This is a genomic window from Mesorhizobium sp. M7D.F.Ca.US.005.01.1.1 (assembly GCF_003952545.1).
GTDB lineage: Bacteria > Pseudomonadota > Alphaproteobacteria > Rhizobiales > Rhizobiaceae > Mesorhizobium > Mesorhizobium loti.
Genome location: NZ_CP034453.1, coordinates 6,648,128 through 6,667,745, shown reverse-complemented (window position 1 = coordinate 6,667,745; position 19,618 = coordinate 6,648,128). Strand labels below are relative to the sequence as shown.

The window sequence follows — 19,618 nt, the reverse complement described above, 5'->3', positions numbered from 1 at the left end:
AGAAACCTCCAACAAGGAATAAGGAAATAGATATGGCAAAAGTCGCTCTCATTGGTGCATCGGGTGCTGTCGGTTCGCGCCTACTCAGAGAACTTTCCGATCGCGGCCATACCGTCACCGGCATTGCGCGCAACCCAGAAAAGATCGTCTCGCTTCCGGGCGTGACGGCCAGGAAGGGCGATGTCTTCGACGAGAAGGGTCTGGCCGACCTGATCCATGGCCACGATGTCGTGATCAGCGCGGTGCATTTTCTGGACAGCGATGCCGATACACTGATCGCCGCGGTGCGAGCCTCCGGCGTGAAGCGCTATCTCGTCGTCGGCGGCGCCGGTAGTCTCGAAGTCGCGCCCGGCAAGCGGCTGGTCGATACCCCCGAATTCCCGGCGATCTACAAGGCCGAAGCGCAGAAGGGCGCCGACTTCCTGGACAGATTGAAGACGGTCGGCGACCTCGATTGGACGTTCCTGTCGCCATCCGCCATGTTCGTTCCGGGCGAACGCACCGGAAAATTCCGCCTCGGCAAGGACACGCTTCTCGCCTCGGACAAGGGCAGCAGCATTTCCTTCGAGGACTACGCTATCGTCATGGTCGATGAGATCGAGAAGCCGGCCCACATCAGGCAGCGCTTTACCGTCGGCTATTGAGTGGGCGAGTGGTGGCGGCCGAGCCTCAATCGAGGCCGGCCGACGCCAGCCGCATCAGCGCTTCGCGGACGCCGGCGCGCCGGTAGGTCTCGGTGACGACGCCGTCCTGTCTCAGCGCCTCGCGGCGGCGTTCGACAAAGGCGCGTTCCTCGCTGGTCAGGTCGTGCTCTCGCTTGCGCAGCCATTCCTGGTAGGACGGATCGACTTCCTTGACCGGCTTGGCTGCCGTCGAAACCGAAGCCGGCCGGTTGTCGGTATAGCGGGGCCGCAAGGCGCTGTTGGGGTTGTATTCAGTTCGCCTGTCGTTGCCTGAAATGACGAGGTCGGGATCCGAAACCCGGCCCGACGGGCTGTAGACGAATGCCGACACGATCCGGTCGAGCGCCGCGTCGACTTCCTTCGGCCGGTGCACGACTTCTCGTGGCTGGCGATCGGGGACGGCAAGCCGGGTGATGCCACGATCGTTGATGGCGTCGAGCACCTCACGGTGATCGCGCGAGGTGATGACCTCGCGCCGGGCCGGCCAGAAATCATAGGGCGCATGCGCGCCATAGCCCTTGCCGATGTGGAAGGCATAGATTTCCGGATAGACCGTCAATTCGGTGCGGCGGCTTGGCTTGACGTCGTAGAACGAGGTGATGGCGATCTGCAGCAGATGGGTCGCGCCGATGCCGCCAAGCGCGTCGTCGATCACCAGGCCGAAACGGTCATGCGGGTTCCAGTCCGGCAAGGCCTCGGCGATCGAAGCGGGCTTGCCGTCGATCTCGACATCGAACATGTTCGCTTTCAACAATGTCACGACATGCATTGGGCTCTCCTGACGTTCGGTCGATTCGCCAAGGCTTCATCAAACCAGCCATGAACACGGTTGTCAGCCCATATCGGGTTAGGCCCCTCCTTCCGCACCGGTGCCCGTATCGCTCTAACTCTTTGTTTTGACACAATTCCGGACGGAAAACCGTTTCACACTTTTCCTGGAATTGCTCTAATGTCTCGACTCGCGGAGGATTGATCATGGAGCATAGCCGGCTGTCGAAGAAGGAGCGGCATGAGCTCATCCTGTCGGAAGTGCGCCGGTCGGCCTCGATCCGTATCTCCAGGCTCGCCATACGCCTTGGCGTAGCCGGCGAGACGATCCGTCGCGACCTTATCGAGCTTGGCGATGCCGGGCTGCTCAACCGAACCTATGGTGGCGCGACGATCTCGCTTGTGACATCCGAGCCGGTGATTGCCGAGCGCAACCAGACCATGGTCGAGGAGCGTACCCGGATCGGGCGTGGCGCGGCCGGACTGGTCAAGAAAGGCCAGATCGTGATGATCGACGGAGGCTCGACAACCTACGAGGTGGCGCGCAATCTCTCGCAGTTGAGGCGCGACCTGACCGTCATCACCAACTCCATCGGGGTGGCCTCGGTAGCCGGCGCCAATCCGACTTTCCGGGTTGTCCTGTGCCCCGGCACCTATGACAGCCGGGAAGCCAGCGTGTTCGGCGAGGATACGGTCGAATTCATCAGGCGCTACAACGCCGACATTGCCATAATCGGCGCCTCGAGCCTGTCCGCGGATGGACCCAGCGACATGATCTCGGGGGCGGCGGCGGTCAAGCGGGCGATGATCTCGCGAACGTTGTCGACAGCGCTGGTGGTGACCAACGACAAGTTCGGCCGCAACAGCCTCGAGCGCGTGTGCGGCCTCGGCGAGCTTTCCGACATCGTCACCGATCGCGAGCCGCAGCCGGCGCTGCGCGCCGTCATCGAAGCGGGCGGAACGGAACTTCACGTCTTTGGCGGCGGCTGAGCCTATCAGGCATCCCGGTTGTCAGCGCGATATGACAACAGCCGGAGCCATGGCCCGGAGTCCAGGTGACATTGTCGAAACGCACGCCGGTCGCCTCGAACAGGCCGCGGTCGAAGGCGCCGGCAATGCGGCAGAGCGTGGCGAGTTTCTCATCTCCGACGCCGGCCTCGACCCAGGCGTCTTTCAGCGGGCAGCGTTTCACCTTGAAGGCGATATGGTCGTCGCCGCGTTCGACATCGGTCGGATACATCAGGCCGCCATCCGGGCTGACCGCCAGGAAGGCCTCGCCGATCGCGCGAGCGTCGTTAGCGCCGAAGCTGGCGAAAGCGACCGCCGCGACTTCCTTGCCGCGCTGTTCGATGGCGCGGATCATGATCGCCTCGGCCTGTTTGGCGCCCAGCTCTCCGGTCAGTTCTTCGAGGAACAGGCGGTATAGATCGGCTCGGTTGCGAAAAGCGGAATCGAGTTCGCGCGACAGTTTCTCGGCTCTGGCTTCGGAGTCGGTCATGATGCGTCCTGCGTGGTCCGGTTCAATCTCGGTGCGGCCGCCACCAGCGCTTTGCCGATGGCTGATTGCGGCGCGTCGATGACGGCACAGGCATCGCCACTCTCGGCAATCCGCCCGGCATCGAGAAGGACGACGCGGTGGGCGATCGCCCTGATAACGCCGAGATCATGTGAAATGAAGAGATAGGCGATCCGTTCCTGGCGTTGCAGGTCAAGCAAAAGGTCGAGGATCTGTCCGCGCACGGAAACGTCGAGCGCCGACACCGCCTCGTCGAGCACGATCAGCGCCGGCTTCGTCGCGACGGCGCGGGCAATGGCGACGCGCTGTCGCTGGCCACCGGAGATTTCGTGAATGGCGCGCGGGGCGAGATCAGCCGTCAGCCCGACCCGCTCCAGCAAGCCGGCGATGCGGCGCGGGCGCTCGGTGCGGGAGGCGATGCCATGAATGCGCAAGGGATCGTCGAGCACGCGCGCCACCGTGGCGCGCGGGTTGAAGGCGGCCAACGGGTCCTGGAACACCATCTGTAGGCTTGCGCGTCGCGCTCGCAGTGCTGCGCTGCGCAAGGCCAGGAAATCGTCGCCTTCGAAGTCGATGCGTCCGGCGTCCGGCTCGATCAATCGCAGCACCAGCCGCGCGATCGTCGACTTGCCGCTACCGGAGGGCCCGGCCAGCGCCAGCGTTTCGCCGGGGTCGATGTGAAAAGAGACATCGTCGACGGCTGCGATGGTCTTGTCGCCTCGACGGTAGCGTTTGGTGAGATTGGACACCGCCAGCAGGCTCATGCGTGGAGCCCGGCTTGGTTCAGCAATGGCTCGGCGTCGAGGCCGATATGGGCGTCGAGCAATGCGCGCGTATAGGGCTGGGTTGGGGCGCCGACAATCTGCGCAGCCGTCCCAAGCTCGACCAGTTGGCCATGACGGAAAACGGCAATGCGCTCGGCAAGCTCGGCCGCCAGCGCAATGTCATGGCTGATGAACAGCAGCGTCATGCCGTCCTCGGTCACCAATCGTCGGATCAAGGCAACGATCTCAGCCTGCACGATGGTGTCGAGCGCGCTGGTCGCCTCGTCGGCGATCAGCAATTTCGGACCGGCCGCAATGGCCGCGGCGATCGCCACACGCTGCTTCTGGCCACCGGAGAGCTGGTGCGGGAAGGCGCGCAAGGCTGAGTCCGGGTCCGGCAGGCGGACCCGCTCGAGCAGGTGCTTTGCCTTCGCAAACGCCTGTGCCCATGTGAGGCCGAGATGAGTGCGCGCGACTTCGGCGATTTGTTTGCCGGCTGTCATGACAGGATCGAGGCTGGCGGAAGGGTCCTGAAAGACGAAGCCGATGTCGCGACCGCCGAGCGGCGCGTGGGCAAGGCCGGGCCACTCGATTCTTCCGCTGACCGCCGAAGACGCCGGCAACAGCCCGGCAATGGCCAGCGCCAGCGTGCTCTTGCCCGAACCGCTTTCGCCGATGATGGCGAGGCGTTCGCCACTGGCGATGCCGAGGTTGATACCCTTCAGCGCCGTCACCTCGCCGCCGTCGCGGCGGTAGGTCACCGTCAAGTCGCGGATCGTAGCCAGGGCGGTCACGACAGGCCTCTCCTGACCGCCGTCGTCTCGACTATGCCTTCACCGGCGAGATAGACGCCGAGCACGGTCAGCACCAGCGCTATGCCCGGGACGATCGACAGGAAGGGTGCGGTGCGCAGGACAGTGCGGCCTTCGGCGATCATGCCGCCCCAGGTGACCCGGTTGGGATCTCCCAAGCCGAGGAAGGACAAGGCCGCTTCGGTGAGGATCGCGGCGGCGACGATCACCGATGACATCGCCAGCACCGGAGGCAAGGCATTGGGCAGCACCTCGCGAAAGGCGATCGCCAGCGGGTGCATGCCGATGACCCTGGCCCCGGCGACATAATCGCGTTCGCGAATGGAGAGGACTTCCGCGCGGGCCACTCTGGCAGGTCCGGTCCAGGTGCCGAGCGCGATGGCAATCACGACGATGCCGAGCGACGGTCCGACGACGCTGACGAAGGCCAGCGCCAGCAGGAAGCTCGGCACGGTCTGGAAGGCGTCGGTGATGCGCATCAGCACCTCGTCGACGATGCCGTCGGCAAAGCCGGCCAATGTGCCGACCACCGCGCCGACGACAAGTGCGGCGGCCGCAGCCGTGAGCCCGACGGCCAGCGATGTGCGGGCGCCATGAAAGAGCTCGGCCAGCACGTTGCGGCCAAGCCGGTCGGTGCCGAGCGGCAGCGACCAATCCTGGAACGGCGGCAGCATTGCCGGTCCGGCGATGGCCTGCGGATCGCCGGGGAAGAGCAGTGACGCCGACAGCGCCATGGCGATCAGCGCCGCCAGGAGGATGGCGCCGGCGAACGCCTCGGGCGTGCGCAGAAAGCGGCGGAGCGGGCTCATGCGTCAGCCTCGCTAGCGCCGACGCGCGGATCGAGGAAGGCATAGGCGATGTCGACGGCAAGGTTGATGAAAATGACCAGGACGGCGCTGGTGAGAATAATCCCGAGCAGCAATGGGGTGTCCCGCGCGGCCACCGCTTCCTGCGCCAGTCGACCGAGGCCGGGTACGGAAAAGACGCTCTCGATGACGACGCTGCCGCCGAGCATCTGCGCAGACTGCAGGCCGAGCATGGTGACCAGCGGCAGCAGTGCGTTGCGGGCGACGTGGGCTAGCACGATGCGACGGCGTGACAATCCCTTGGCACGGGCGGCCAGCACGAAATCCAGGCGCCAGACCTCGGCCATGCCGGCGCGCATCATGCGCAGATAGAGCGCCAGATAGATGAAGCCGAGGGCGGAAACGGGCAGGACGAGATGGATGGCAATGTCGGCTGCGCGATCAAGGCCGGTCTTGTCAGAGGCCAGGGTTTCGATGCCGCCGATCGGCAGCCAGCGTAGGTCGACGGCAAAGACGACGATCAGCACCAGGCCGAGCCAGAAACCCGGTACGGCGTAGAGCGCCAGCGAGCCGATCGACAGGAAGCGATCGCGGAAACTGCCTGGCCGCGCGCCGGCATAGATGCCGAGTGCCGAACCAAGCCCGAAGGAGAGCGCGGTGGCGCTGACCATCAACAGCAGCGTGTTGGGCAGGCGTTCGAGGATGACGTCGCGGATCGGTCGGGAGAACGTCACCGACTGGCCGAGATCGAGATGCAACAGAGCCCAGAGATAGTTGGCCAGCCGCGTCAGCTCCGACTGGTCGAGGCCCCAGCGATGGCGCAACAGCTCGATCATGCCGGCGTCGCCGCCGGTCGAGACGATATAGGCATCGACCGCGTCGCCCGGGGCCGCTTCGAGCAGCAGGAAGGTGCCGATGACGACGATCAGCAGCACGAAGATGCTGCCGACGAGGCGACGGCGGAGCAGGGTCAGGGCGCGGGTCATGGCCGCCTTACCCTCCCCACAAGGGGGAGGGCAAAGCCGATGCCGCTATCCGGCAGGACAAGAGGGGGCGCGAAGGAACTCTCATTGTCGAACCTGAGCACCCGGACCGCTGATCTGCAAGTCTGGCGGTCAACCCGCCAGATACGTATCCGCCCAGTTCGACACCGCCCAGCGCGGGTTGTTGGCGATGTTGCCGACCGTGTCGCGGGCAACGCTGATAAAACTCCATTCGGCGACGTTGATCAGCGGCAGGTCGGCGGCCACCTCCTTCTGGAACTCCTTGTAGAGGTCGGTGCGGGCAGTGGTGTCGAGCGTCTCCGATGCCTTAGCGATCAGCGCATCGAGCGCGTCGTTCTTGTAGCCGCCCTGGTTGGAGAACGGCACGCCGTCCGGAATGCCGCTCTGCACCAGAATGGTGGTGGAGATCGCCGGGTCGCCGCGGAACACCGGCGGGCCGACCGCGAGGTCGAAGGCATGGTCGGTGTAGACCGCCTTGATGTGCGCGGCCGAGTCGTTGTTGACCAACTGAGCGTCGATGCCGATGGCGGCGAGCGCCTGGCGCAGATAGTCGCCGAACTGTTTGGTCTCGTTGAAATAGGGCGCCGGCAGCAGTTTTAGCGAGAATCGGTTGCCATCGGCACCTTTCTTGTAGCCGGCCTCGTCGAGCAGCGCGTTGGCCTTGGCGACGTCGAAGGCATAGGTCGGCACGTCGGCCGTGTAGAATTGCGGATCGTTCTTCGGCACCGGACCGGTGGCTGTCGCGGCATAGCCGAGGAACACCGTCTTGACGACGAAATCCTTGTCGATGGCGTGCGCGATCGCCTGCCGCACTTTCACGTCGGCCAGCTCCTTGCGGCGATGGTTGATCTCGACGACGAGCTGATAGGTCAGCCCTTCGTAACCCTTGGAGATCACCTTCAGCCCCGGCACTTTCGAGATGCGGTCGAGGTCGGCCAGCGGCACGGCGGAGAAGGCTGCGAGCTGGATCTCTTCAGCCTCCAGCGCGCTCGCCGCGGACGTGCGATCCGGCAGCACCTGATAGATGATCTCGTCGAGATAGGGCTCGTCCTTGCTCCAGTAATCCGTGTTCTTCGTCAGCCGGTAATATTGGCCGGCCTTGTACTCGCCGAATTTGAACGGCCCGGTGCCGATGGGCGCGTTGTTGGCCGGGTTGTCCTCGATCTTGCCCACCTCGTAGATGTGCTTCGGCACCACGCTGCTTAGCGCCGGCAGCGCGTTGCGGATCAGCTGGAAGGGCGTCGGCTTGGCGAACTTGAACACGGCGGTGAGATCGTCCGGGGTGTCGACGCTGGCCAGATCCTTGAACACGGTGCGGCCGAGATTCTGCAGCGGCTTCCAGATCTGCAGCGCCGAGAAGGCGACGTCGGCCGAGGTGAACGGTTTGCCGTCATGCCATTTGACGCCGTCGCGCAGTTTGAACGTCACTGAGAGCCCGTCGGCAGCACCCTCCCAACTCAGCGCCAGCCGTGGAGCGAGCCCGTCCTTGCCGTCGAAGGAGGCTTCGGCCAGCGTTTCGACGATCTTGCTGGAGATGAAGAACACGCCGTTGGAGGCGACGATCGCCGGATTGAGGTTGCGTGGTTCGGAATCGGCGGCAAGCACCAGGCGCCCGCCCTTCTTCGGCGTCTGCGCCCAGCCCGAAGTCGGCATGGCGGTGGAGGCCAGCAGCATTGCCGAGCCTGCCAGCATCGTGCGTCTGGAAATCGTGAAACCTGACATGATCGAACTCCGTCCTCTCCGCGACCCGGTCGGGTGCGCCAATACCCCTCAGACGCCGGCAAGCCCGCCGGCATCCTTGCGGCGGCGATTATGAGCCTTGCCGAGGGTTTCGCCAGAGACGGAATTGGCGCATCCTTGCTTGGCTTTGAAATTTTCGTCCGCTGGACCAGTTTGGAGGAAGTGGCTCAATTCGATCAGCCTGGTAGGACCAGATTGATCCGATATGCGACGGATGACGATATGGTGACATCGAGCGATGCTGTTTTTCCTATTTCTGGCTGGACCAGAATGGGCAAAATGGTGCAGGTTTGAGCCATAGCCAAGGGATCGGGAGCAGAACAGCCGGCGATCCCAGGCAATTCAGGGAGAGAAAAGATGAACATTGCTCCGGGCAAGAATGCCGTCGGCAATATCCCGTTCGACGAGGCAAGGGTCGACCGGCTGATGGAGGAGGCGGGCATCGATGTGCTGCTCGCCACCTCCAAGCACAACACGCAATACCTGCTGGGAGGCTACAAGTTCATCTTCTTTGCCGCCATGGATGCGATCGGCCACAGCCGTTACCTGCCGATCGTCGTGTACGAAAAGGGCGGGCCGGACCATGCCGCCTATATCGGCAACCGCATGGAAGGCGGCGAGCATCAGAACAACCCGTTCTGGACGCCGACACTGCACGCCGCCTGCTGGGGCACGCTCGACGCTGCCAACCTCGCCGTCGAGCATCTGCAGAAGATTGGCAAGGCGGGCGCCCGCATCGGCATCGAGCCCGGCTTCCTGCCGTCGGACGCCCATACGCTGATCCGCAAGGCGTTGCCGGACGCCAGACTGATCGATGCGACCGGCATGCTTGAGAACATGCGCGCCATCAAGACCGATGCCGAGCTGGAGAAGCTGCGCACCGCCTCCGAACTGATCACGGATTCCATGCTGGCGACCATTGCCGGGGCACGCGAAGGCACGACCAAGAGCGAGATCATCGAGCGGCTGCGGCGCGAGGAAACCAATCGCGGCATCCATTTCGAATATTGCCTGCTGACACTGGGTTCCAGCCACAACCGGGCCGCCTCACCGCAGGCGTGGAAGCAAGGCGAGGTGCTGTCGATCGATTCCGGCGGCAACTATCACGGCTATATCGGCGACCTCTGCCGGATGGGGATTCTCGGCGAACCGGATGCCGAACTCGAAGATCTGCTGGCCGAGGTCGAAACGGTGCAGCAGGCAGCCTTCTCCAAGGTCAAGGCGGGCATATTGGGCGGCGACATGATTTCACACGCGGAGGGCGTGCTGAAAGCCTCGAAGGTCGCGGCCTACACGGATTTCTTCGCCCATGGCATGGGGCTGATCACGCACGAGGCGCCGTTCCTGATGACCAACCATCCAGTCACCTACGAAGGCACTTATGCGGCAAAGCCGCTGGAGAAGAACATGGTGCTGTCGGTGGAGACAACCATGCTCCACCCGACGCGCGGCTTCATCAAGCTGGAGGATACGCTGGCGGTGACGGATGCTGGTTATGTGATGTTCGGTGATCGGGGCCGGGGGTGGAACAGGGGTGCGACAGCCTAGCTGGTATTGAGGCGGCTGCCCCCTCACCCGGATTGCCATCCGAATTGCGAAGAGCAATTCGGGGCAATCCGACCTCTCCCCGAGGGGAGAGGAGGGAGCCGGCGATGATGCTCGTCTCTTCTCCCCTTGGGGAGAAGGTGGCCGCGAAGCGGTCGGATGAGGGGGCCTCCCAGCAAACGCGGGACGGAGGAAGATCACTGCCCCGCCGGGATCAGCCTGAAATCCGGCAGCTCGCGCAGGACCAGCTCCGGGCCGGCCGGCGAATAGACGACGAAAAGCTGCATCGGACCGTCACCGGTGTTGAGCGTCGAATGAAAGCGGCTTTCCGGCACATAGATTGTGCAGCCGGGGCCGACCTTCTCGACCACCGGATTGCCCTTCTCGTCCTCGACCATCTGTTCGCCATGGCCTGAGATGACGAAGATGATTTCCTCGGCACCAGGATGATTGTGGCGCGTGTGGCCCTTGCCCGACGGCAGGTCGACGACGCCGCCGGAAAACCGGGTCGCGCCATTCACCTCGGGCGCCACCGTCAGCGCCAGTCTGCCCCAATCGAAGCCGAAGGCGCTGACGTCCTTCGGGTAGACAAACATTTTGCTCTTGTCGGTCATCTCTCATCATCCCTTCCGTTTCTTCGTGGTCTTCTCGCCATCAAGCGTCACCGCTTTGAAATCGGCGGTCTGCTTGGCGATCGCCGCCTCGGCCGGCAGCCGTTCCATCGAGCTGGCGCCATAGAAGCCATGCAGGCCCTTGGCATGGGAGAGAATGTAGCGGGCGTCGTCGGGCATCGAGATCGGCCCGCCATGGCAAAGCAGGATGACGTCCTTGCGCACCGAGCGTGCCGCATTGGCAATGGCGTCGATCTCGAGAACGCAGTCGTCGAGCGACTTGGCCGAGGTGGCGCCGATCGAGCCGCCTGTCGTCACGCCCATATGGGCGACAACGATGTCGGCGCCGGCCTTGGTCATGGCGCGGGCCTCATCCGGGTTGAAGACATAGGGCGTGGTCAACAGGTCGAGCTTGTGCGCCTCGGCGATCATGTCGACCTCGAGCCCGAAGCCCATACCGGTCTCCTCGAAGCTCTGCCGCATCTGGCCGTCAAACAGGCCGATGGTGGGAAAATTCTGCACGCCGGAAAAGCCCATTGTCTTCAGCTCTGCCAGCAGCAGCGGCATGATGACGAAGGGATCGGTGCCGTTGACGCCGGCCAGCACCGGCGTCTTCTTGACCACCGGTAGCACCTCGTAGGCCATCTCCTTGACGATCTCGTTGGCGTTGCCATAGGCGAGCAGGCCGGCGGCCGAGCCGCGCCCGGCCATGCGGTAGCGGCCGGAATTGTAGATGATGATGAGGTCGATGCCGCCGGCCTCTTCGGCCTTGGCCGATAGGCCGGTGCCGGCGCCGCCGCCGACGATCGGCACGCCCTTGTCGATCATTCCCCGGAACCTCTTCAGTATGTCCTTACGCGGTATGGCGGGCATTTTTTGGGATCTCTCACTGTCTGGCGATGTCGAGGAAGGCCGATGTTGCAGCCTTTGCGAATTCCGGGTCGTTGATGTGGAGCGGAAGGCGCGTCACGCGCCGCAGGTCATTCGGCCTGATGGTGCGCTCGATGGCTTCGAAGAGAACAGCGTCGGCTTCCGGGTCGAAGAAGGCGCCGCCTTCGATGTCGAGCGCCGAGACGCCTTTTTCTGGAATGAGAAAATGCACCGGCCCCTCGCAGCGAGCGAGCCTGGTGCCGATCCACTCGCCGATCGCACGGCATTCCTGCGCCGTGGTGCGCATCAGCGTGACGTTGGGATTGTGCTCGTAGAACAGCCGGTCGCGATGGTGTTCCGGGATGGTCGAAGGCGCCCAGAAGTTCACCATGTCGAGCGCGCCGACCGAACCGACATAGGGCAGCCGGGTGCGGGCGATCGCGCCAAAACGGTCCTCGGTTGCCGGCAGGACGCCGCCGAACAGGAGATCGCAAACTTCGGTCGTGGTGATGTCGATGATCCCGGACAGCAGGCCGCTGTCGGCCAGCTTCTCCATGCTGCGGCCGCCAGTGCCGGTGGCGTGGAAGACCATGCAGTCGTAGGCAGAACGGAGCTGGTCGGCGATGGCCGTCACGCAAGGCGTGGTGACGCCGAACATGGTGAGGCCGATCGACGGCTTGCCGTCGGGCGGCGGCGCCGGGCTGGCCGCCATGCCTGATATGGCTCGAGCCGCGTTGTGCAAGACAACGCGGGAGAGCCGGTTCAGTCCGGCCATGTCGGTTACAGCGGGCATCATGATGATGTCGGAGACATCGACGTAGGGAGCGGTGTCGCCGGAGGCAAGCGTCGAGACCATGATCTTGGGCAGGCCGAGCGGCAGCGCGCGCATGCCCGACGTGATGATCGATGTGCCGCCGCCGCCGCCAATGCCGATCATCCGCCGATATCATTGCGCGATTGAACGAAGCGGGCGAAGGCGACGCCCATTGCGGCAACCGCGGTGCCGCGGTCGTCGATATCAAGCACGGCGCCACGACCGTCGGGGTGATGGCCGGCAATTTCCTTTGCGGTGATGTCGACGGGAATGGTTGCGTCGCGCGTCCCGACATCGACGCGGGACACCGCTGCGCCCGCAGCAGTGATCGCATCGGCCAGGAAGGCAAGTTCTTCGCCCTTGGTGTCGGCGGTGCCCACCACATAGATGCGCTTCATCGCGTTTCCCTGCCGGCTGTTTGCCCGGCCTTTCCGCAAGCGAAGGCCATTGCAATTTTTTGAGACGCGCGTATCGTATTGATATGGATGTCTCACGTCAACAATCCACGGCGAGCGACGACACTGAGCGAGGAAACGGCCAGGCGATAGAGCGCGGGCCGCGCGCACGCACGAAACGGCTGATGCTGGAGACAGCAACAAGGCTGATGCAGGCGGGCGTCACGCCCTCGGTCAGCGAGGTCGCCGAGGCGGCTGAGGTTTCCCGTGCCACTGCCTATCGTTATTTCCCGAGCCAGGCCGCGTTGGTGCAAGCGGTGGTCGACGAGGGACTGGGGCCAATCCTGACCTGGCAATCGACCTCCGCCGATGCCGAGCGACGGGTCGCCGAGCTGTTCGACACGGCCATGCCGCGCATCGAGGCCTTCGAAGCCACGTTCAAGGCAGCGCTGAAGCTGTCGCTCGATCAATGGGCGCGGCGTCAGGCCGGCACGCTGGGTGGCGAGCCGGCTTTCACGCGCGGCCACCGCATCGACTTGCTGAAAGAGGCGATCGCGCCCCTCAAGGGCCGTTTGCCGCCGCGAGACTTCAAGCGGCTGGCGCAGGCGCTGTCGCTGATGTTCGGTGTCGAGGTGCTGATCGTGCTCAAGGATATATGGGGGCTGGACAGTCGCCGGACGATGTCGGTCGCGCAATGGGCGGCCGGGGCGCTGGTGCGTGCGGCGGTCGCGGAATCAATCGGCGACGAACACAGCATCGATCCGACGGCAGCCATGAAATAGCCCTATCTGGTTCGACCAGATTTGCATGTCGACTACTGATCTTAACCGCAGTGCGGGGTACCGGACAACACCCACGCGTATCACTGAGTAGGAAAATCTTGGTAAAACAGGCAGATAAAGCCGGAATCCGATAGCAATGGGCAAGTCGAGCTGCCAAGAAAGGGCTTGACGCGCATGCAGAATTGGTAATACCAGATCAGACAAGAAAAGCGGATCGAAAGTGAGGGCTGCGATCCATTTTCCGGCAGGGCGAGGAGGCTCGGAACCGGAAAGGTGCGATCACGGGAGGAACTACCAGGGCCGGCCCCGTTGCCGGCTCGCATGACAAGGTAGAATGCGCACAAGGGAGGAAATCATTATGCGCAAGTTAGTGACCAGCGTACTTGCTGGTATCGGCTTAACGCTTGCCTGCGGAACGTCCGTTTACGCGCAGGAAAAGTCACTCACCATCTTCTGGGCCGAATGGGATCCGGCCAACTATCTGCAGGAACTCGGCAACGAGTACGAGAAGGAAACCGGCGTCAAGATCACGGTGGAAACCACACCTTGGTCCGACTTCCAGACCAAGGCCTTCACCGAGTTCAACGCCCATGGCGACGCCTACGATCTGGTCGTTGGCGACTCGCAATGGCTCGGCGCCGGCTCGACCGGTGGCCACTATGTCGACCTGACAGACTTCTTCAAGAAGCATGACCTCGGCAATGTCATGGCACCGGCGACGGTGAAATATTACTCCGAGTATCCCGGCAACAGCGGCAAATACTGGGCAATCCCGCTCGAAGGCGATGCGGTCGGCTGGTCCTATCGCAAGGACTGGTTCGAGGATCCCAAGGAAAAGGAAGCCTTCAAGGCCAAGTATGGTTACGACCTCGACGTGCCGAAGGATTTCAAGGCACTGCGTGACATCGCCGAATTCTTCTACCGGCCGGATCAGAAGAAATACGGCATCGCCATCTATACCGACAACTCCTACGACGCGATGGCGATGGGCTTCGAGAATGCGCTGTTCTCCTATGGCGGCGATCTGGGCGACTATTCGACCTACAAGGTCGACGGCCATATCAACTCCGAGAAGGCCGTGGCGGCGCTCGACGCCTACAAGGAACTCTACAAGTTCACCCCTCCGGGCTGGGCCAAGTCGTTCTTTGTCGAAGACAACCAGGCGATCACCGAAAACCTGGCCGCGATGAGCATGAACTTCTTCGCGTTCTTCCCCTCGCTGATCAACGAGGCGTCGAACCCGAACGCCAAGAACACCGGCTTCTTCGCCAATCCTCCCGGCCCGAACGGCGATCAGTTCGCCGCGCTCGGCGGGCAAGGCATCTCCATCGTCTCCTACTCGCAGAAGCAGGAAGAGGCGACGAAGTTCCTGGAATGGTTCATCAAGGACGAGACCCAGAAGAAGTGGGCGGCACTCGGCGGCTACACCTGTAGTGCGGCCGTGCTGAAGTCGGCTGAATTCCAGAATGCCACGCCCTACAACAAGGCCTTCTATGAGACCATGTTCAAGGTGAAGGATTTCTGGGCGGTGCCGGAATATGCCGAACTGCTGCAGCAGCTCAACCAGCGCGTCTATCCTTACATGATCGGCGGCGAAGGCACCGCCAAGGAAACGCTGGACGCACTGGCTGCCGACTGGAACGCGACCTTCAAGAAGTACGGCCGCGGTCAATAATATCGTGTCTCACGGAGGGGGCGTTGGTGCCTCCTCCGTTTCTTTTTCTGCAAACGGGAGCAGGGTCTTGGCGACCACGATGATCACCACACTGGACAGGTCTTCAAGAGCGGCCGCACGCGGCCTCAGCGACATCTCGATCCGCAACCTCTTCATCATTCCGACGGTCCTGTTCCTGATCGTCTTCAACATCTTTCCGCTGATCTATTCGCTCGGCTATTCCTTCACCGATTTTAGAGCGTCGACCAACGCGCCGGCGAACTTCGTCGGGCTGCAGAACTATCGCGACCTGCTCAACGACCCGTTCGTGTGGAACAATTTCGCCATCACAGCCAAATACGTCATCGTCTCGGTCGCCGGCCAGTTGTTCGTCGGCTTCGGTGTGGCGATGCTGCTCAACCGTGACATTCCCTTGAAGGGATTGCTGACGACGCTGCTTTTGCTGCCGATGATGCTCTCGATGGCCGTCGTCGGCCTGTTCTGGAAACTGCTCTACGATCCGTCATGGGGGGTCATCAATTATTTCCTCGGGCTCGGCAACTTCGAGTGGCTCGCGGACCCCAAGATGGCGCTCTACGCCGTCGCGCTCACCGACATCTGGATGTGGTCGCCCTTCGTTATGTTGCTGTCGCTGGCCGGCCTCTCGGCGGTGCCGAAGCATCTCTACGAAGCCGCCGCGATCGATCGGGCCGGGCCGTTCTACACCTTCTTCCGCATCACGCTGCCACTGGTGGCGCCGATCCTGATGATCGCCGTCATCTTCCGTACCATGGAAGCGTTCAAGACATTCGATCTTGCCTACATCCTGACCAGCCAGCCGACAGCCGAGCTGATCTCGATCCGGCTCTACAAGATGGCGTTCCAGGAATGGCAGACTGGGCGCTCCTGCGCGCTCGCCTACATCGTGCTGATCATGGTGCTGGCCATCACCAACATCTACGTCAAATACCTCAACAAGGTGAAGGAGCGCTGAGATGGCCGCCGTCCGCACTTCTTCCGAAATCGGTCTCAATCGCGTCGCCATCGTCGCGGTGCTGGTGGTGACGATCATCTTCCTGGCGCCGATCTACTGGATCGCCTCGACGGCGTTCAAGCCGCGCAATCTCGCCACCACCATCCCACCGACGGTCGTCTTCCAGCCGGAAATATCGCCGTTCGTGAAGCTGTTCACCAAGCGCTCGCAAATGCGCAGCCCGCCGACACCGGAAGAGTATGCGGCCGCCCCGTGGTGGGAGCGCGTCGTCTTCGACGGCGGCGAGAAGATCGTACGCGACGGCAAGGGCCAGGTGCAGTGGTCGGGATATCCGAGCCGTTTCCTGAACTCGCTGATCATCGCCATCACCTCGACGGTGCTGGCGGTCGGCATGGGAACGTTCACCGCCTATGGCTTCTCGCGCTTCAAGGTGAAGGGGGAGGCGGATCTGCTCTTCTTCATCCTGTCGACGCGCATGCTGCCGCCAGTCGTGGTGGCGATCCCGATGTTCCTGATGTACCGGGCGGTCGGCCTCAACGATTCCCACATCGGCCTGATCATCCTCTACACCGCCTTCAACCTGTCCTTCTCGGTGTGGCTGATGAAGGGCTTCATGGACGAGATCCCGAAAGAGTATGAAGAGGCGGCCCTGGTCGACGGCTACACGCGCATGGAGGCCTTCTTCAAGATCGTGCTGCCAGAGGCCGCCACAGGTATCGCCGCCACCGCCGTGTTTTGCTTCATCACGGCGTGGAACGAATATGCTTTCGCGCTGATCATGACCAACCGCCGCGCCCAGACGGCGCCGCCGTTCATCCCCAGCCAGGTCGGTTCCGGCTTGCCGGACTGGACGGTGATCGCCGCCGGAACCTTCCTGTTCCTGTTGCCGGTCGCGATCTTCACCTTCCTGCTTCGTAATCATCTGTTGCGCGGCATGTCCTTCGGAGCGATCCGCAAATGAGCTTTCGCGCCATCAATCAGAAATATCTGGAGCCGGGTTCGCAGGTGCTGATGGTGCTCGGCATTATCGCGCTCTGCCAGCCCTGGAACCTGCTGTTGCATACCTACGGTCTGACCATCACCCTGATCGGCTTGATCGGCTTCAACATCACCTCGAAGATCGCGCCTGAGGAGAAGGCCGGCACCGGCCAGGTGCGAAATCCGGGAGCACAGCATTGACCCAGATCGAGCTTCGCGGCGTCCAGAAATTCTTCGGCGCCGTCCAGGTCATCAAGGACCTCAACCTGAAGATCAGCGACAACGAGTTCATCGTTCTGCTCGGCCAGTCGGGCTGCGGCAAGACGACGACGCTGCGCGCCATCGCCGGATTGGAGACGATCGACGAAGGCGACATCCTCATCGACGGCAAACCGATCCAGCATCTGAAGGCCGCCGACCGCGACATCGCAATGGTCTTCCAGTCATTCTCGCTCTATCCGCATATGAGCGTCTACGAGAACATCGCCTTCCCTTTGCGTGCCACGCGCAAGAGCAAGGCCGAGATCGAGCAGGAAGTGCGTTCGGTCGCCAAGACGCTGCAGATCAGCGAATTGCTCGACAAGAAGCCGTCGGCGCTTTCGGGCGGCGACATGCAGCGTGTGGCCATTGGCCGGGCGCTGGTGCGGCGGCCGAAGGCGATGCTGATGGATGAACCGATCGGTGCGCTCGACGCGAAGCTGCGCGAGGAGATGCGGGCGGAGATCAAGCGGCTTCATATCAAGCAGGGCTCGACGACCATCTATGTCACGCACGACCAGATCGAGGCGATGAGCCTCGCCGACCGCATCGTCATCATGCATGAAGGCGTGCTGCAGCAGGTTGGCTCGCCGGACGAGGTCTATTCGCGTCCGGCAAACCTGTTCGTGGCGCAATTCGTCGGCAGTCCGGTGATGAACGTCGCCGATGCGGCGGTGGCAGAGACAGCGTCCTCGGTCTCGGTGACGGTCGGCGGGGCTGCCGCCGGCTTCGAGTTCCCGCGGGCGCTGCTGTCGAAGCTCAACGGCCATGCCGGCGGCCAGCTGGCGCTCGGCATCCGGCCGGAAGGCGTGCTCATCCGCCGCGATGCGGCCGACGGGTTCCTGCCGGTCGAGACGCAGATCGTCGAGCCGCTTGGCTCCTTCGATATCGTCGACCTCAAGGTCGGCTCCAAGATGCTGCGCGCGCGCACCAAGAGCGGCTTCGTCAGCGGTCCCGGCGAGAAGGTGTTTGCCAGGATCGATCCGGCCCAGGCGCATTTCTTCGACACGGCAAGCGGCAAGTCGCTGGGGGTGAGACTCTGATGGCCCATATCCAGCTGAAAAACATCTCGAAGACCTTTGGCAACCACACCGCCTTGACCGGGCTCGATCTCGACATAGCCGATGGCGAGTTCTTCGTGCTGCTGGGCGAGACGGGCGCCGGCAAAACGACGACGCTGCGGTTGATCGCCGGGCTGGAAAAGCCCAGCGAAGGCCAGGTCTTCATCGATGGCGTCGACGTTGCCGACTGGGGTGCGGCCGAGCGTGACGTGGCGCTGGTGCTGCAGCAATATTCGCTCTATCCGCGCTACACGGTGCGCGAAAATCTCGAGTTCCCGCTGAAGCCGAAGATCCGCCGGCTGCCCGACGCCGAGATCAAGGATCGCGTCGACCGCGCCGCCCGCACGCTGAGGATCGAGCATCTGCTCGATCGCAAGACCGACAAGCTGTCCGGCGGCGAGATGCAGCGCGTCTCCATCGGCCGCGCCATCGTGCGCAAGCCGCGCGTGTTCCTAATGGATGAGCCGCTGTCGGCGCTCGACGCCAAGCTGCGCGAGGCGCTCCGTACGGAACTGAAGAACCTGCAGATGCAGCTCGGCGCCACCTTCCTGTTCGTCACCCATGATCAGATCGAAGCGATGTCGATGGGCGACAAGGTTGGCGTGCTCAACCATGGCCGTATCGTCCAGACCGGCACGCCGCACGAGATCTACAACAATCCGCGCGACACCTATGTGGCAAGCTTCGTCGGCTCGCCGCCGATGAACCTCATCGACGGCAAGCTAGTCAACGGCCGCGCGGTGATGGCGCCGTTGAATTTCGAACTGCCTTTTTCGGGGGGTGCGAAGGCGAGTGCGGCGACCGATGGTCGCCCGCTCGTCTTCGGCATTCGTCCCGAGGACGTCTATCTCGAGAGCGGCGCGCCGGTCGAGGCGCGCGTCCACGATGTCGAGAACCATGGCGTCGAAAAGATCCTGACGCTGCGCGTCGGCGACGCCACGCTGCGTGCCACCGTGCCGGCCAGGACCGATGTCGCCATCGAGCAAGCGGTGCGCTTCGCCTGGAACCCGGACAAGGTGGTGCTGTTCGACAAGGGCAGCGGCGTCAGCTTGCGGCACGCGTCATAGGCCCGCCTATTTCGGCAGGTAGGTTTCGTAGGGCGTGTCGTTGATCAGCAGGATCACGCATTCGGTGTCGGAGAGGCAGGCATCGTCATGCATCTCATTGGCCTTCTGGGTCCAGTAGGATCCCGGAGGCAGTTCGACCTTGGTCGCCTCGCCGCCATCCATCTGCCAGTGCGCCCACAGGCCCTGGATGACTACTGCGCGGTAGTCGGCGGTGTGCGCGTGAACCGGCGCGCGCCAGTTGCCCGGGACTTTCAGCAACGTTCCCGCCGGGCCCTTGGCCCTTTCGCCCCACAGCGGTCCGAGGCGCTGCGGCTGGTCCGGCGCTTCGGCGACATAGGGAATCTTGTCGGTCGGCAGGTAACTGTCCTCCAAGGCAAAGGCGCGCCCGGAGGCCACGAGCATGGCGGCGAACGCCAGGACCTTCAGATGATTTGGCATAGGTTCTCCTCTCGGGCCGACTTGCCGCCGACCTCTCACTTGCTTGGCAATGGCAAGC

At 63.2% G+C, this 19,618-nt stretch carries 21 protein-coding genes and 1 pseudogene; 11 read left to right on the top strand and 11 right to left on the bottom strand.

Features of this window, described 5'->3' with window-relative positions; translation table 11 throughout:
- Nucleotides 1-32 precede the first annotated feature (32 nt).
- The gene (locus tag EJ076_RS32385) at nt 33-644 is read left to right on the top strand and encodes an NAD(P)-dependent oxidoreductase (RefSeq protein WP_126070607.1); all 612 of its coding nucleotides are present in this window, start codon (nt 33-35) and stop codon (nt 642-644) included.
- A gap of 25 nt (nt 645-669) precedes the next feature.
- Here EJ076_RS32385 and EJ076_RS32380 read toward each other — a convergent pair whose 3' ends face one another.
- Nucleotides 670-1,452 carry a hypothetical protein gene (locus EJ076_RS32380; protein ID WP_126070606.1) on the bottom strand — a complete coding sequence of 261 codons (783 nt, stop codon included), beginning with the start codon at nt 1,450-1,452 and terminating at the stop codon, nt 670-672.
- Between the two features lie 206 nt (nt 1,453-1,658).
- Between EJ076_RS32380 and EJ076_RS32375 the strand changes: the two genes are divergently transcribed.
- Nucleotides 1,659-2,441, top strand: a complete 783-nt coding sequence (locus EJ076_RS32375; protein WP_126070605.1) for a DeoR/GlpR family DNA-binding transcription regulator — start codon at nt 1,659-1,661, stop codon at nt 2,439-2,441.
- Here the strand turns inward: EJ076_RS32375 and EJ076_RS32370 are convergent.
- From EJ076_RS32370 to EJ076_RS32345, 6 genes are all read right to left on the bottom strand, one after another.
- Entirely contained in the window at nt 2,395-2,949 is a 555-nt protein-coding gene (locus tag EJ076_RS32370) for an L-2-amino-thiazoline-4-carboxylic acid hydrolase (protein WP_245462927.1), read from the bottom strand. The genes EJ076_RS32375 and EJ076_RS32370 overlap by 47 nt on opposite strands.
- Complete coding sequence (locus EJ076_RS32365) at nt 2,946-3,731, bottom strand: ATP-binding cassette domain-containing protein (protein WP_126070604.1); 786 nt, start codon at nt 3,729-3,731, stop codon at nt 2,946-2,948. The genes EJ076_RS32370 and EJ076_RS32365 overlap by 4 nt, the downstream gene beginning before the upstream one ends.
- A complete protein-coding gene (locus EJ076_RS32360) occupies nt 3,728-4,525 on the bottom strand; it encodes an ABC transporter ATP-binding protein (RefSeq protein WP_164548785.1) in 798 nt (265 codons plus the stop codon). Before EJ076_RS32360 ends, EJ076_RS32365 begins: the two co-directional genes overlap by 4 nt.
- A complete protein-coding gene (locus EJ076_RS32355; protein ID WP_126070603.1) occupies nt 4,522-5,352 on the bottom strand; it encodes an ABC transporter permease in 831 nt (276 codons plus the stop codon). Before EJ076_RS32355 ends, EJ076_RS32360 begins: the two co-directional genes overlap by 4 nt.
- On the bottom strand, nt 5,349-6,335 hold the full coding sequence (locus EJ076_RS32350; RefSeq protein ID WP_126070602.1) for an ABC transporter permease: 987 nt from the start codon (nt 6,333-6,335) through the stop codon (nt 5,349-5,351). The genes EJ076_RS32355 and EJ076_RS32350 overlap by 4 nt, the downstream gene beginning before the upstream one ends.
- 129 nt (nt 6,336-6,464) lie before the next feature.
- A complete protein-coding gene (locus EJ076_RS32345; RefSeq protein WP_126070601.1) occupies nt 6,465-8,075 on the bottom strand; it encodes an ABC transporter substrate-binding protein in 1,611 nt (536 codons plus the stop codon).
- Between the two features lie 90 nt (nt 8,076-8,165).
- Here EJ076_RS32345 and EJ076_RS32340 point away from each other — a divergent pair, with 90 nt between their 5' ends.
- Together EJ076_RS32340 and EJ076_RS32335 are read left to right on the top strand one after the other, a co-directional pair.
- Entirely contained in the window at nt 8,166-8,387 is a 222-nt protein-coding gene (locus tag EJ076_RS32340) for a hypothetical protein (protein ID WP_126070600.1), read from the top strand.
- A gap of 63 nt (nt 8,388-8,450) precedes the next feature.
- Complete coding sequence (locus EJ076_RS32335) at nt 8,451-9,641, top strand: Xaa-Pro peptidase family protein (protein ID WP_126070599.1); 1,191 nt, start codon at nt 8,451-8,453, stop codon at nt 9,639-9,641.
- A gap of 194 nt (nt 9,642-9,835) precedes the next feature.
- Here EJ076_RS32335 and EJ076_RS32330 read toward each other — a convergent pair whose 3' ends face one another.
- From EJ076_RS32330 to EJ076_RS32320, 3 genes and pseudogenes are all read right to left on the bottom strand, one after another.
- Entirely contained in the window at nt 9,836-10,252 is a 417-nt protein-coding gene (locus EJ076_RS32330; RefSeq protein ID WP_126070598.1) for a cupin domain-containing protein, read from the bottom strand.
- A 6-nt stretch (nt 10,253-10,258) separates the two neighbouring features.
- Nucleotides 10,259-11,122 carry a phosphoenolpyruvate hydrolase family protein gene (locus tag EJ076_RS32325; protein ID WP_126070597.1) on the bottom strand — a complete coding sequence of 288 codons (864 nt, stop codon included), beginning with the start codon at nt 11,120-11,122 and terminating at the stop codon, nt 10,259-10,261.
- Between the two features lie 13 nt (nt 11,123-11,135).
- Nucleotides 11,136-12,331 (bottom strand): annotated as a pseudogene (locus EJ076_RS32320) (Tm-1-like ATP-binding domain-containing protein).
- 83 nt (nt 12,332-12,414) lie between these two features.
- Here EJ076_RS32320 and EJ076_RS32315 point away from each other — a divergent pair.
- The 7 genes from EJ076_RS32315 to EJ076_RS32285 all read left to right on the top strand — a co-directional run bounded on the left by EJ076_RS32315 (nt 12,415) and on the right by EJ076_RS32285 (nt 19,122).
- Entirely contained in the window at nt 12,415-13,110 is a 696-nt protein-coding gene (locus tag EJ076_RS32315; protein WP_109658666.1) for a TetR/AcrR family transcriptional regulator, read from the top strand.
- A 358-nt stretch (nt 13,111-13,468) separates the two neighbouring features.
- Nucleotides 13,469-14,785: an ABC transporter substrate-binding protein gene (locus EJ076_RS32310; protein WP_109658667.1), complete on the top strand. Its 1,317-nt coding sequence runs from the start codon at nt 13,469-13,471 to the stop codon at nt 14,783-14,785.
- Between the two features lie 67 nt (nt 14,786-14,852).
- On the top strand, nt 14,853-15,758 hold the full coding sequence (locus tag EJ076_RS32305) for a sugar ABC transporter permease (protein WP_109658668.1): 906 nt from the start codon (nt 14,853-14,855) through the stop codon (nt 15,756-15,758).
- 1 nt (nt 15,759) lies between these two features.
- Nucleotides 15,760-16,719 (top strand): carbohydrate ABC transporter permease, encoded by a 960-nt coding sequence (locus tag EJ076_RS32300; protein ID WP_109658669.1) that lies wholly within the window; start codon nt 15,760-15,762, stop codon nt 16,717-16,719.
- Entirely contained in the window at nt 16,716-16,937 is a 222-nt protein-coding gene (locus EJ076_RS32295) for a hypothetical protein (RefSeq protein WP_109658670.1), read from the top strand. The genes EJ076_RS32300 and EJ076_RS32295 overlap by 4 nt, the downstream gene beginning before the upstream one ends.
- Entirely contained in the window at nt 16,934-18,037 is a 1,104-nt protein-coding gene (locus EJ076_RS32290) for an ABC transporter ATP-binding protein (protein ID WP_126070596.1), read from the top strand. The genes EJ076_RS32295 and EJ076_RS32290 overlap by 4 nt, the downstream gene beginning before the upstream one ends.
- Nucleotides 18,037-19,122: an ABC transporter ATP-binding protein gene (locus EJ076_RS32285; RefSeq protein ID WP_126070595.1), complete on the top strand. Its 1,086-nt coding sequence runs from the start codon at nt 18,037-18,039 to the stop codon at nt 19,120-19,122. The genes EJ076_RS32290 and EJ076_RS32285 overlap by 1 nt, the downstream gene beginning before the upstream one ends.
- A 6-nt stretch (nt 19,123-19,128) precedes the next feature.
- On the opposite strand, the gene EJ076_RS32280 is transcribed toward EJ076_RS32285, so the two are convergent.
- A complete protein-coding gene (locus EJ076_RS32280; protein ID WP_109658673.1) occupies nt 19,129-19,560 on the bottom strand; it encodes a DUF4437 domain-containing protein in 432 nt (143 codons plus the stop codon).
- Nucleotides 19,561-19,618: the final 58 nt, after the last annotated feature.